The sequence below is a fragment of the Desulfitobacterium hafniense DCB-2 genome (genome assembly GCF_000021925.1).
Classification (GTDB): domain Bacteria; phylum Bacillota; class Desulfitobacteriia; order Desulfitobacteriales; family Desulfitobacteriaceae; genus Desulfitobacterium; species Desulfitobacterium hafniense.
In genome coordinates this window covers 2323358-2336622 of sequence record NC_011830.1, presented here as the reverse complement: position 1 = coordinate 2336622, position 13265 = coordinate 2323358, and the positions used below count along the sequence as shown (strand labels likewise).

Below are 13265 nucleotides of genomic sequence, written 5' to 3'. Positions count from 1 at the left end.
ACCTTAAGCCTCCCTGCTGCTTTCCAGCTGTGTATGATAAATATCCTGATAAATAGCACAGGTCCTCATCAATTCCTCATGAGACCCCAAGCCCGCTGGCCGGCCATTCTCCATGACCAGAATCTGATCCGCCGACATGGCTGTTCCGCAGCGCTGGGTGATCATCACCAGCGTTTGCCGGTAGTCATTATGCTTAAGATTTTCCCTTACCTTAGCTTCGGTCACCGCATCCAGGGCACTGGTGGCATCGTCCAGGATCAGGATCGGGGCTTTTTTCAGGATCGCCCGGGCCAGAGAAAGACGCTGCTTCTGCCCTCCGGACAGATTGACCCCTTCGCTGCCCAGGAGGCTGTCGTACCCCTCCGCCATCTGCCCGATAAAGTCGGCCTGGGCCTTTTCCGCCGCCTGCCTGAGCTCCTCCGGGGAGGCCTGTTTATCCCCCCAGCGGAGGTTTTCCGCTACCGTTCCGGAAAACAGCAGGGGCTTCTGGGGAACGATAGCGATATTATGGCGGATTTCGTCGGCGCCCAGCTCCTGGATAGGGTAATCGTCCAGCATGATCCTGCCCCTGTCCGCATCATAAAAGCGCAGCAGCAGCCAGGCAATGGTTGATTTGCCGCTGCCGGTGGGACCGATAATGGCCAGGCTCCCGCCGGGATTGACGGTGAAGGAAAGTTCCCGGATGGCCGGGACCCCGCTGCCGTTAGGATAAGCAAAGGTAACCTTGTCAAAGGTGATCTTCCCCTGCAGCTTTCTCCCTGCCCCGCTGGGGGGAAAATCTTCGGCACAGTCCAGCACTTCCCCGATCCGCTCCATTGAAGCCTTGGTCCGTACGAACGTAGTAAAAACAGTGGTGAGCATAATCAACGAGGTCAAAATCTGGGCCATATAAATGGTAAAGGCCATCATATCGCCAAGATCAGCCAAATCCAGCATAAACAGGCGGCTGCCCAAAAAGATCACCGCGGCAGTTCCGGTCCCCACCACCAGAGTAAGAAAGGGAGAGATCACGGTAATCACCATCTGGGAGGAGATCCCCTTCTGCATGAGCTCCCGGTTGGCTTCGGCAAATTTTTCCGTCTCTTGCTCATAGGTCCCAAAGGCTTTCACCAGCCGGATCCCGATTAAATATTCCTGGACCTTCAGATTGACCCGGTCCACAGCCTTTTGCAATTGATAAAAGCGGGGATAGCTGAACTTCATGCTGGCATAAATCAATAAGGAAACCACAGCCACTACCCCATAGATAATAAGGCTGAGCCGGAAATTCAGCCAGCTGGCCAGGATCACACTGCCGATACCAGTCAGGGGAGCCTTGAGGAAAATACGCATCATCCCATTGACGAACTGAACGATTTGGGAAGTGTCATTGGTCATTCTGGTGATCAGGGACCCGCCGTCGATTTTATCTCCGCTCTGCTCGGCAAAGGAGATGATTTTCCCAAATAAATCTGCCCGCAAATCCCCGCCCATCCTTTGGGAAACATAGCTGGACAGATTGCTTCTGGTTACAGCAAAACAGGCCCCCAGCAGGGTTACCGCCAGCATCAAGGCCCCCCAGTAATAGACCTCGGCCAGGGAGCCCTTTTCGATTCCTTGATTGATAATGCGGGCCATCAGGGTAGGTCCCAGCAAATCACAGACTGCTTCCAGAGTCACACAGAGCACCGCAATCAAAAAGGGGATTTTATATTTTCCTAAATAGTTATAGTAAAGCGTCATTCTTCAACATCCTTAGTCTTAGCCTTTTCCTTTGCTTTGCTCCTTGCCCCCATCAAATTTGTCCCCACAACACCGGTGATAATCATCATGCCGCCAATGACATGATAGAAATGAAAAGCCTCCTGTAAAAATAAAATGCCGGCGAGAATGGTGATGAGGGTGGCAACATTGCTGAATACACTCATTTTGGCAGCTTCTATCTTGGATAAAACAAAGTTGGCCAGGAAGGAGGTTACCAGGGAGGATAATATTCCCAAATACAAAACAGCAACTACAAATTGCCAGTGGAGCAAAGGTTGAAAAAACTCACCCACTGTTCCTGCGAGCACACGGCTGCCAATGGCCAAACTATTAAAGGCGATAAAACCAAATAAGGTCATAATATAAGTCAGAGTCAATAAGGAATAGCGTTGGGTAAGCCTGCGTGCCAAAACATTATACAAAGCGTTCGTAAAAGCGGAAAGAATAATAAGGACACTTCCTACTATATTAGCTGTTTGAGATTCTGCTCCACTCATGGCAAGCAAATAAATAACGCCAAACACTGATAAAAATACCGAAATAAGCTGTCCCCGGCCGACCTTTTCCTTCAAAATGAAGACTGCTAACAGCAAAGTGAAAATAGGCACGGTGGATTGGATGATTCCCGCTTCTGAAGAAGTGGTTCGGGCCAAACCAAAGATTTGGAAGCCAAAAAACAAAATAGGATACAAGGTGGCCAGAGGCGCAATTTGGGCAACATCATGCCAACCTATGTTCACCTTGTGTTTAGTAAAGAAGATAAAAAGCGTTGCTGCCAAAAAGGCAACGGTAAAACGGTGTGCTAAAGTATCCAAGGGTGTCGCTACTGTTAAAGTCAATTTAACAAACATAAAGGATAGTCCGATAATGAAGGCATAGATTATCGCTGCCAGATAAGCCATTCTTTTCTCAGCCATAGTGATGACCCTTCCTTTCCGCTGTGCTGTCCTGCAACCCTGCGCCAAAACTCATGGTTTTCTTGCCCTTAAAAATAAGAACTGAGGTTTATAGGTCAATCTCCGGTAGGCATCCGGCTGTGCTGACTTAAACTCCTCGGTGGGCATGGGTTCCAACACTTTTTCGAGCAGGAATCCGGCTTCAAGTACCGCCGAAAGGATTTGGCTCAAGGGCCTGCGGTAAAACTGTACCTTTACTTTACCCTTCTGGGTCTCCCATTCATCATCCAGCAATTCCGTCAGAAAATAGTTGTCTCTTTGAAACACCGTAAAATCCATAAAAGGATGATGGACGGAGAAGATAAGCAGGCCGCCTTTGGCCAGTATCCGGTGGAATTCACTCATCACCAGGGTCCAGTCTTTCAAATAATGGAGAGCCAGGGAGGAAAGGACGATATCACAGGACTCCTTCGCCATAAAATCAAGGGGCTCATTCAGATCGGCTCTGATAATTTCCGCCCGCTCCCCCACCCGCTTGCGGGTCATTTCGATCATCCCGGCACTAAAATCCACGGCAGTTACTGCCGCCCCCTTATCCAGCAGCCACTGGGTATACCACCCGGCGGCACAACCCGCATCCAAAACCCTTTTGCCGGCTACATCCGGCAGCAGGGATAGAGTGGCCGGCCTTTCATAATAGGCGTTAAAAGGCTTCCGGTCCACATAGCTGAAATAGTATTCCGCCATTTCCTCATAAGAATTCAGGGATACGGAGTCCCTATGCATCTTCACATCTGCTCAAACCCTTCATCGTTTATCATCTACCTAGTTAAGATTCTTTAGCCATGGATTCAATTCCTCCATGTCCGGCTAAAAACGAACAGCCAAAAACGCCGGCTGGGCAGCCGGCGTTTTATAAAGAAGCCTATTCCTGATTATCACTCATGCAAATACGTATTGACCCTGTCCTGAATCAGCTTGGCGGTCATTTCCGCACTTTTCTGCCCGGTGAAGAAAGCCGTTGTTTCCTCCTGGACAATAGAGAGGATCTTTTGATTGGTGCCGTTATAGACATTGGCCTTGGTCAGCAGGCTTTCCACGAAATCTATATCTTCCTGAGCCAGGGGCTCCAGGGTTATATTCTGAGCCTGGCTCTCACCTGCCGATTTCATCATGATCTTTGCTCCGCGCTTCTGGGCGGTATCGTTAGCTTGGTTAATCATTTCGGGAACAACGCTTTTATTGACTGGCATTCCCAAAAACATTGACTGACTCATCATCTCATCGGATACCAAAAACTTGAGGAATTCCCAGGCCAGTTCCTGGTTAGCGGAGTTGTTGTTGATCCCGTACAAGCTATCAGTGGAAAAGGAAAGATCGCCTTCCTGGCCGGGAGGCTTCAACAGCTGAACTTCCCCGCCAAAAGTAGCTTTGAGTGTTTGCAGATTAACCAGCCCTTTAAGAGACGTTATACTAAAAACAAGATTACCCCTGGCCGCCAGCTCCATGGCTTTATTCTGACTCGGTTCCGTGTTCAGCAGGTTATGGTCAATCAGATAGCGGCATAAATTCAGGAGGTCCAGAAATTCCTGACTGTCAAAATAAGCCTCCTTCTTTTCCCCATCCACCAGTTTGCTGAAATTCTCCCGGACCAAAGAAGTGATCAGCATGGTTTCATTCATACCGGCCAAGGCGTAAATCTCCCCGTCCTCTCCCCCGTTTCTGTCTTCAATGACTTTTTCCGCTGCCTGCACAAAATCCTCCCAGGTCCAGGTGCTGTCATCAATCTCCACCTGGGAATTTTCCAGCAACGCTTTGTCGGCGGCCATCATATCCACACTGAAGCTGAGGGGCAGCCCATAGAGGCTGTCTTTATATTTCAAAGCCTCCAGTATGTTTCCGTAGTATTTGCTCAGGTCGAAGCCTGGGTCCGACTCCATCAATTGGCCTATATCGACCAGCAGATTTTTATCGGCATAAGTCTCATAGGGCAGATGGTTTAAGAGCAGAATATCGCTGCCCTGCCCGGTCATAAGTTGGGCATTCATAGCCGTCAGGTATTTTTCGATATCGGCGGGATCTTCCTTCCGGAGGATCATTTCCTGGTTTTTGCCTCCTGAGGACGCCGGCAGCGGGTTGGAGGTGTATTCCTCCACCTTAACCGTCACCCCCGGATGGAGTTCCTCAAATTTCTTCACGGCAGCATCCAGGTATATGTCCTTGGTCACCACGGAAATGGTCAGGGTATTGCTGCCCCCGGCAGCTCCGCTGACTTGTGAATTGCCGCAGCCAACCGCAAATACTCCCAGCAGCAGGACCAGCCCCAGGCTCAAAAGGAGATAAACTCTTTTTTTACTCAGCAGGCACGAAATAGTATTGTTCATCTTAGCCACCCCTTTATATAAAATCCGACGATAATTTGTTTACATAAGTCCACTATCCATTTGTTCCCTGGATACGCAGTGTTCCTGCCCCTCCGTTTCCATATTCACCCCGCTTTCCGGAGCAAAGAAATGAGCTTGGGCCAGATTAAAAACGATCTCCACTTCCTGCCCTGCTTCTCCCCGGTATTCCGGCTGGGCTCTGACCACAACCTCCCTTCCCTGAACCGTGACGTAGTGATAGTTCTCCGCTCCCCGCAGCTCGGTAAATTCCAGCCTTCCCCGCACCAAAGGCAGCTCCGGCGGGCAGGCCGGAAATCTCCCCTCCAGGGGGCGCAAGGCAAGATGTTCAGCTCTGATGCCCAGAATTGCCTTCCCGCCCTGCCGGCAGCCTTTTGCCCGAAGTGCCGCCCCCCGGACAGGGGGAACCGACAGGAGAACCCCCCCCAGACCGGCACAGAGGCCGTTCTTTTGTTCTTTAAAAGAAACTTCAAGGAAATTCATTCTGGGATTGCCGATAAAACCGGCGGCGAACCGATTGGCCGGGTGGTTATAGATGTGCTGGGGTGTGTCCACTTGCTGAACAAGGCCTTCTTTCATCACCACAATCCGGGTGCCCATGGTCATGGCTTCCGTTTGATCATGGGTCACATAGATAAAGGTTGTGGCCAGCTTTTTATGAAGCCTGGCGATCTCTATGCGCATCTGGGTTCTTAACTGGGCATCCAGATTGGACAGGGGTTCATCCATCAAGAACACCTGAGGCTTTCTCACCATGGCCCGCCCCAGGGCAACCCTCTGCCGCTGCCCGCCGGAAAGCTCCTTGGGTTTGCGGCCCAGCAGATCTTCCAGGTCAAGGATGCGGGCGGCTTCCAACACGTTTTGCCTGATCTCCCCTTTAGGCATTTTCCTTAATTTAAGCCCGAAAGCCATATTGTCGTAGACCGACAGGTGGGGATAAAGAGCATAATTCTGAAAAACCATGGCGATATCCCGGTCTTTGGGAGGGACATCATTGACCAGTCTGTCCCCGATATAGAGTTCCCCGGCGGAAATATCCTCAAGGCCGGCGATCATTCTCAGAGTTGTTGTTTTGCCGCAACCGGAAGGGCCTACCAAAACCAGGAATTCTTTGTCCTGGATCTCCAGGGAAAGATTCCTGACGGCGGTGACCTGGCCGGGATAGGTTTTCGATATGTTTTTGAGCAGCAGTCCTGCCATTCTTTGCTCAGCTCCTTAGTTTTTTATTGACGCGCCTTTCAGCACCGCGGCTAGAAATACGGCGGCAAATACCAGAAAGATTCCTTTGCCGTCGCTGGCCAATGGCATTCCTGCCGCCAGAAGAATCCCCGTGCCCAGGAGCAAGGCCATGATCAGGCAGGCACAGAAAAACAGTTCCATCTTCCAGGTACCTTTCTCCGGGATATTTAACCGGTGAAGCCCCCAACCCAGAAGGGGCCAGCCCAGAACCAGGCTTAGCAGCAGATTCCAGTTCTGGATCCCCTGAAGGAGATGCAGGTGAGCTTCTCCGGGAAAAGCCCCAGACCCGCCCCCCTGGAAAGAGGCTTTGAGCCGGTTTTCCAGCAGGTCGGCCCAGAAAGAAAGATCGATCAGCTCCTGGGGTATGTTTTCCGGCGCTATATAGAGGGGGAAGCGGATCAAAAACCAAAGAGCCAGCATGCCTCCCAAAGGAAGCACTGCTTTGACCAGGCCGGAAAAAAGCCGGCCCCCGTCCTTCCTGAAGATCTCTCCCCAGTATTTTTCCCTGAGCCGGGAACCCAGAAAATCATAAGTCTCCCGCACATTTTTCTTGAACAAGTTGAAAAGCAAGCCCAGCACCACTACTCCTGCCAGGAAATTGCGCAGGTGGTTTTTTTGATTCAGAAGCAGGAACTCCATCGTGTAATCGGTAATCCGGAAAGCTCCGGGGTCCTGACCGACTGCTGTCAAAGCCTCTTCCAGCAAGGCGGTATTATAGCCTGTGGTGCCGCTGTCCCTGGTTTCCGCTTCCAGAAAGGTTATGGCGGAACCTTCCTGCAATTCCAGGAGCTTGGTTATGGGTATATAGACCGTACCTGTTTCCTGGGCCGCTAAACTGCCGGTCAGGGAATTATCAGTGCCGGTTACCCCGATGATGGTAAACTTTCGTTCATACAGCTCGATCTCCAACCCGGTTACCTGGCAGTTTCCGAAAAGACTGCGGGCCAGCTGCTCATCGATTACGGCCACCTGTTGATTTTCATGGCCGGGAGTCAAGAAGCTGCCTGCCATAAGATCAATGGTGTGAAATTGCCGGTAACGGCCATTGACACCCAGCACCTGTACCAGGCTCTGGTTATTCCCGTAAACGGCCGTGGCGGACACCTTCGTGCCGTAAGCCAGATCATGGCCGTTCAGATAGTATTGAGCAAGTTGACCCATTTCGGCCAAAGTAAGGGGCCCGCTCCCCGCCGGGCCGGCATCTTCCTGCCGGACAGCGGTGATTTTATGGGTTTGGTGCAGGCCGTAAATTCCGGTCATCTGGGCGGAAAGGGACTCTCCCAGAACAGAACTTACGGTCAGCAGTAAAATTCCCAGAGCCAGCATCAGACAGGCAGCTTTAGCGGATTGGGGCCGGCTCGGCTGTGTATTGCCCGGTTTCAATTGGCTGCCTCCTTCAGAACTTTATCTCCATCTGCCAGGGGTTTATTGCTCTGGATGATGACTTCGTCTGCAATCATATTGGTAAGGGCCGATTTTTCATTGTCGCTGTCTTCCACATTGACCTCCAGTCTTTGCACATAGTTTTCCATACCCAGAGGACCTTTGCGGGATTTCAAGACATAGACAAAAGAACCGTCGCTGTCCGTATAGATGGCGCTGTTGGGCACCAGGGCCGGGTAGGGCTTGGTTTTTTTGCTGAGATATATTTCTCCCTTTTCGCCCCCGGCCAGACCTTCCCCGGCTAGGCCCTCCCCGGCCAGGTCAATCCATACATCCTTTTGTTCTCCCGGATGCTGGCTGTTGTCCGTGATTCTTTCGATTTTGCCCTCGATCCTTTGATCCAGGGAGTAAATATTGACACTGACCGTATCCCCAGGCTGGGCATATTCGGCCAGCTCCCCGGCTATGGGAACAACCAGACGGAATCCCTGGCCGGTATCGGCTAAACAGAAAAGGGGCTGTGTGCTGTTGGCCGATGAACCCGCGGCGAAATTCAGCTCGGTAATGATGCCGGCGGCGGGAGCCGTATATATCCCACCGTTGGCCACCTGTTCAGCCAGGCTCTGCACTTTTCGCTCCTGCATGGTCAGATTAAGCCGGGTAGTGTCACAGTTTCTTGCAGCCTCAGCCAGAGCTTTTTCAGCATTGCGCAGATTGATCTCCGCTTCCGCTCCATTTTCAACGAGAGCTTTGATGTTTTCATAATCCCTTTGTTTTTGTTCCAGAGTATCTTCGGCCCCTGCCAGAGAGAGCTCCAAAAGCTGGAGGCGGGTTTGTTCGTCCAGATAACTATCCTGAAGGCTGCGGATGTCAAGACTGAGGATGGTCTGGCCTTTGCTCACTCTGTCTCCCCGTTCCACCAGGACCTCCTTAACAGGCAGATTGGCCTTTGCATATTCCTCCCACATCTGCTTGACCTCCACCGTCCCTTCTCCGAATATTTCCTTGATCAGGACCCCGTTGGCCGGCCGTTCCGCTTCCACTTTGGGCAGGGTAAAGTGAAGCAGCGTATTGGAGAAAAAGGTCAAAACCATCATCATCATGAAAAACATCAGACTCAGGCGGCCGATGGTCTGCTTTTTTCGACCCTCATGAGGCGGGATAAAATCCGCCGGTTCTTCCTTGGGCATTTTCCGTCTCCCTTCTGTCTTTCTTCCCTGGTAAGCCGCGGTAAGCTGCCTGGCCGGGTCAGCCCTTAATCCCGGAAAGCCGGATTCCTTCCAGCAGGTATCGCTCGGCATAAAGGAAATTCAAAAGCATGGGCAGCATATAAAGAGTTGAGGCGGCAAAGGCCAGTCCCTTTTCCCCGTCGACGATCTTGGCCAGATAGAGGGAAAGGGGCTGCCGGGTCGCATCCTGCAGGAAGATCAGAGGCTGTTCCACCATATTCCAGTTATCGATAAAGACCAGAATGGCCATGGCGGCTATCCCCGCCCTGGACATGGGCACAATGATTTTCAGAAAGATCTGGAAGGGGTTGGCCCCGTCCACTTTGGCCGCTTCCAGATAGGAATCCGGTATCTGCTCCATATACTGTTTGAGAAGAAATACGCCAAAAGTGCTGAAAATACCGGGAAAGATAATGGATAAAGGGTTATTCAGCAGGCCCAGCTGGCCGGCGATGATATAATTGGGCACCAGGGTTACCTGAAAGGGCATAAGCATCACGACGATATACAAAAAGAACAGCACATCCCTCCCCTTAAACTTCATTTTGGCGAAGGCGTAAGCGGCCAGAGTGGCCACAAGGGTCTGCCCGATGACGATGGGAAAGGTAAGCAGCACCGAATTCCAGAACATAAAGAGGAACTGGGTCTTTTTCAGCAGCACGCTGTAGTACTGCTTGAGAGTCACCATATCGGGGATAAGCTCAAACCGGGCAAAAGGGTCTGCCCCACTGTCCTGATAACTGTTCAGACTCTTATCCGTGACCAGGCCATAATTGGCGGCGATTTCCTGTTCACTCATCAAGGAATTGGTAAGGGTCACCCCTAAAGGGAACAGAAAAAAGACGGCCAGAACCAGCAGAATCATGAAGTAAACTAATTTATGGAGAAAATGCTTTTCAAACATCCCTTTCCCTCCTTTCCTAGACTTTTTCGGAACCCGGACCCTGCCGGCGGCGGTTTTCAGCTTCTAATTAATCAGCCTGCTGATTTTTCTCTCCACAATGAACAAGAGCAGCACTACAGCCACAATAAAGGCCGCCATGATAAAGGCCGCGCTGGTCAGTTTCTGATAGTCCAGGGCCGTAAACATATTGTTCATATAATGCTGCAGCATATAGATGCTGCTATGGGGATATTCCCCGGCCATAAGATAAGTCTCCCGGAAAACTTTGAAAGAATTGATGGTGGAGATGACAAACACAAAGAAAGCCGTGGGGGTCAGATAAATCAAGGTTATCCGCAAAAACTCCTGCAGGCGTCCCGCTCCGTCGATCCTGGCCGCTTCGTAATATTCGACAGGTATGCTCTGCAAACCGGCCAGGAACAGGACCATGCTGTAACCGGTATTTTTCCAAAGGTAGGCCACGAGGATGGCGGCTCTGGCCCATTCACTCTTCAGCCAATCCACAGGCTGGAGGTTCAGGGCATGAATGAAGGAGTTCAGGACACCATTGATATCAAAGAAAGCCTGCCAGACCAAAACCACCGAGGCTACGGGAATGACCAGCGGGGTGATGAAGAGTGTGCGAAAAAAATTGCTGCCCTGGATCTTCTTGTTTAGGAGCAAGGCCACTCCCAGAGAGAAAAGCATATTCAGCGGAACGCAGACCAGGGTAAATTTGCCCGTATTGGCCAAGGCTGTCAGAAAACTCGGGTTCCTTAAGAGCTCCGAGTAATTGCGCAGCCCGACGAAATTGCCGTTCAAGGGGCTGTCCACCAGGGAATAGAAAAAACCGTCCATAAAGGGCAGCAGATAAAAAAGAGCAAAACCCGTCAGGCTGGGCCCCAGAAAGAGCCAGGGCAAAAGGTTTATTTTCCGCTTGGCGGAAATTTTCGGCCATTTCATTTTGTTTCACCTGCCTCTTCGCCGTCCACTTTATCTTAAGGGACGATTTGGGCGGTACCGTGGAGCCAATATGGCGGTTTGATGGCATTTTGATGGTAGTTTGATGACAAAGCCTTATTTTGTATTTCCGGCAGTCAGGCATATGGTAAACTATCTACAGAGGGGAATCGTGATTGTTTTAATAAGAATATCGCGAATGTCCCATACTAAACTCTTAAGGTGGCTATTGATGAAAAAGACAATATTGATTGTGGAAGACGAGCCTCGGATGCAGACTATTATTGCCGATTACCTTGAGGATGAAGGCTATCAGACTCTGGCCGCCGCCCACGGGGTTGAGGCCCTGGAGCTTTTTAAAAGCAAGCAGGTTGACCTGATTCTTCTCGATATCATGATGCCCAAGCTGGATGGACTGTCCGTCTGCCGGACGATCCGCAAGCAGGATTCCCGGGTGCTCATTATTATGCTTACGGCCAAATCGGCGGAAAACGATAAGCTTTTGGGTTATGAATATGGAGCCGACGACTACATTACCAAGCCTTTCAGCCTTAAAGTCCTGGTGGCAAAAATAAACGCCCTTTTAAAAAGGGCGGATGCCGGCGCTCAGGAAACACCGGAGCTCTATGAAGTTGGCCGCCTGGCCATTAACCAGCTGTCCCATACCGTCACCCTGGCCGGAGAACCCATCGAACTGACTCCCAAAGAGTTTGAGCTGCTGGTTTGTTTGGTCAGGAATAAGCAAAGGGTGCTTACCCGGGAAATGATGATGAACCTGGTCTGGGGCTATGAATATTACGGCGATTTGCGCAATGTGGACTCCCATATCAAAAGGCTCCGGCAAAAATTAAAAAGCGAAGGCCGGCTCATCACCACCGTCAGGGGCAGCGGCTATAAACTGGAGGCCGGTCAATGAAACAGCAAAAGAAAAGCATTACCTTTAAGCTGTTTATCATCACCTCCCTGTTCTTTATTTTTTTCACCAGCCTGACCATGCTGCTGCAGACCGTTTTTATCGAGAATTTTTACCTGAGCAAAAAAACCAAAGATTTTGAAGCCAATTTCCAGCAATTCAGCAGCGCCTATAGCCGGCTGGCCGAAAACAGCACCGATTCCTCGGCACTGCTAAGCGAATTTCAGGATAAAAACAACGCCAGCACTGCCATTATCAATCTATCCGGTTCTACCTTGCGTATTTTTGAGGATAAACGGCAATTGCTTCTCAAAATTGCCAAAAGGCCTGCCTCCGGTTCCGGCCCCATGTCGGAAATCACCGATGATATCATTACCTACAATATGGACAGCAAAATGAAAATGCTGATCAACGGGATGCGGCAGTGGACCTCGGACCCCTTGGCGGTGGCTATGGTTCTGGATGAAGGCAAACATCTCATCTATCATTCCGGTGTCAAAATTGACGGTCAGAACAGCCTGGTGGGGATTGCCCCCATCGTCAGCGGCGGCAAAGTGACCGGTGTTCTGACCGCTGCCGCTTCACTGCAGCCCATCGGGGAGGCGGCGGCGGTTATCCGGCAGTTTTATGTTTACTTCTATCTGATTGCTTTGGTCTTGATTTTCGCCCTCTCCTTCATCTACTCCAAAATTATCGCCAAACCCCTGGTCACCCTGAATAAAACAGCCATTAAACTGGCTGAAATGGATTTCTCCGCCAAGTGTCCCCTTAACTCCCAGGACGAATTAGGCAGTCTGTCCACCACCTTAAATTTTCTCTCAGACAAGCTGGATTCTTCCATATCGGAATTAAAAGCAGCCAACGAGAACCTAAAAGAAGATATTGAACGGGAGAAAAAGCTGGACCTGATGAAAAATGAATTTATCGCCGGGGTATCTCACGAATTAAAAACCCCGATTTCCCTGATCAGCAGCTATGCCGAAGGGATTAAGGACAATATCACCCATGGGGCCAAACGGGAATACTATGCCCATATCATCATGGACGAAAGCAAAAAAATGGCCTCCCTGGTGGAGGATATGCTGGATCTCTCCCAACTGGAGTCCGGCAGTTTCAAGCTTAAGGTTGAAGATTTTTCCCTGACCGGCTTATTAAACAGTATCAGTGAAAGGTATGCCGGGGATCTCCGGCGGAAAGGAAAAAACCTGGACCTGAGCATTCCCGCCTATGATCTGGAAGTCAGGGCCGATATGTTCCGAATCGAACAGGTTCTGACCAATCTGATCGACAATGGAATCAAGTACAGTCTGGAGGGCGGGATTATCAAGATTTCGGCCCATGATCAAAGCGATACCGTAACTATCGAAGTGGAGAATCCCGGGGAGCCCATCCCGGAAGCCGAGCTGCCCCATATCTGGAGCAAGTTTTACCGGATTGAGAAATCCCGGAATAAGGAGCTTGGCGGTACAGGACTCGGACTTTCCATTGTCAGGGAGATCCTGGATCGTCATGGCAGTGCCTATGGAGCGGAAAACACGGTGTCTGGGGTGAAATTCTTCTTTACCTTAGCAAAAATAAAAGGCCCAGCCGAAGGCTGGGCAGACAGGTAATGTTCAT

General features: G+C 50.7%; 11 protein-coding genes. 2 read left to right on the top strand and 9 right to left on the bottom strand.

The features are described from left to right. Positions 1-3 precede the first annotated feature (3 nt). The 9 genes from DHAF_RS10775 to DHAF_RS10735 form a co-directional block, all read right to left on the bottom strand. Complete coding sequence (locus tag DHAF_RS10775; protein ID WP_015943897.1) at positions 4-1722, bottom strand: ABC transporter ATP-binding protein; 1719 nt, start codon at positions 1720-1722, stop codon at positions 4-6. After that, positions 1719-2660, bottom strand: coding sequence for a DMT family transporter (locus tag DHAF_RS10770; RefSeq protein WP_015943896.1), 942 nt, complete (start codon positions 2658-2660; stop codon positions 1719-1721). The genes DHAF_RS10775 and DHAF_RS10770 overlap by 4 nt, the downstream gene beginning before the upstream one ends. A 51-nt stretch (positions 2661-2711) precedes the next feature. Then, positions 2712-3425 carry a class I SAM-dependent methyltransferase gene (locus DHAF_RS10765; RefSeq protein ID WP_015943895.1) on the bottom strand — a complete coding sequence of 238 codons (714 nt, stop codon included), beginning with the start codon at positions 3423-3425 and terminating at the stop codon, positions 2712-2714. 152 nt (positions 3426-3577) lie between these two features. Further along, on the bottom strand, positions 3578-5023 hold the full coding sequence (locus DHAF_RS10760; RefSeq protein WP_015943894.1) for an ABC transporter substrate-binding protein: 1446 nt from the start codon (positions 5021-5023) through the stop codon (positions 3578-3580). Positions 5024-5062: 39 nt separating this feature from the next. Further along, positions 5063-6241 (bottom strand): ABC transporter ATP-binding protein, encoded by a 1179-nt coding sequence (locus tag DHAF_RS10755; RefSeq protein ID WP_015943893.1) that lies wholly within the window; start codon positions 6239-6241, stop codon positions 5063-5065. A gap of 15 nt (positions 6242-6256) precedes the next feature. Then, complete coding sequence (locus DHAF_RS10750; RefSeq protein ID WP_015943892.1) at positions 6257-7663, bottom strand: ABC transporter permease; 1407 nt, start codon at positions 7661-7663, stop codon at positions 6257-6259. After that, positions 7660-8853: an efflux RND transporter periplasmic adaptor subunit gene (locus tag DHAF_RS10745; protein ID WP_015943891.1), complete on the bottom strand. Its 1194-nt coding sequence runs from the start codon at positions 8851-8853 to the stop codon at positions 7660-7662. The genes DHAF_RS10750 and DHAF_RS10745 overlap by 4 nt, the downstream gene beginning before the upstream one ends. A gap of 58 nt (positions 8854-8911) precedes the next feature. Beyond that, complete coding sequence (locus DHAF_RS10740; protein ID WP_015943890.1) at positions 8912-9796, bottom strand: carbohydrate ABC transporter permease; 885 nt, start codon at positions 9794-9796, stop codon at positions 8912-8914. A 63-nt stretch (positions 9797-9859) separates the two neighbouring features. Beyond that, positions 9860-10738, bottom strand: a complete 879-nt coding sequence (locus DHAF_RS10735; protein WP_015943889.1) for a carbohydrate ABC transporter permease — start codon at positions 10736-10738, stop codon at positions 9860-9862. Positions 10739-10967: 229 nt separating this feature from the next. On the opposite strand from DHAF_RS10735, the gene DHAF_RS10730 reads away from it, so the two are divergent. Together DHAF_RS10730 and DHAF_RS10725 are read left to right on the top strand one after the other, a co-directional pair. Further along, positions 10968-11651, top strand: coding sequence for a response regulator transcription factor (locus tag DHAF_RS10730; RefSeq protein ID WP_015943888.1), 684 nt, complete (start codon positions 10968-10970; stop codon positions 11649-11651). After that, positions 11648-13258 (top strand): sensor histidine kinase, encoded by a 1611-nt coding sequence (locus DHAF_RS10725; protein ID WP_005814241.1) that lies wholly within the window; start codon positions 11648-11650, stop codon positions 13256-13258. The genes DHAF_RS10730 and DHAF_RS10725 overlap by 4 nt, the downstream gene beginning before the upstream one ends. Positions 13259-13265 lie beyond the last annotated feature (7 nt).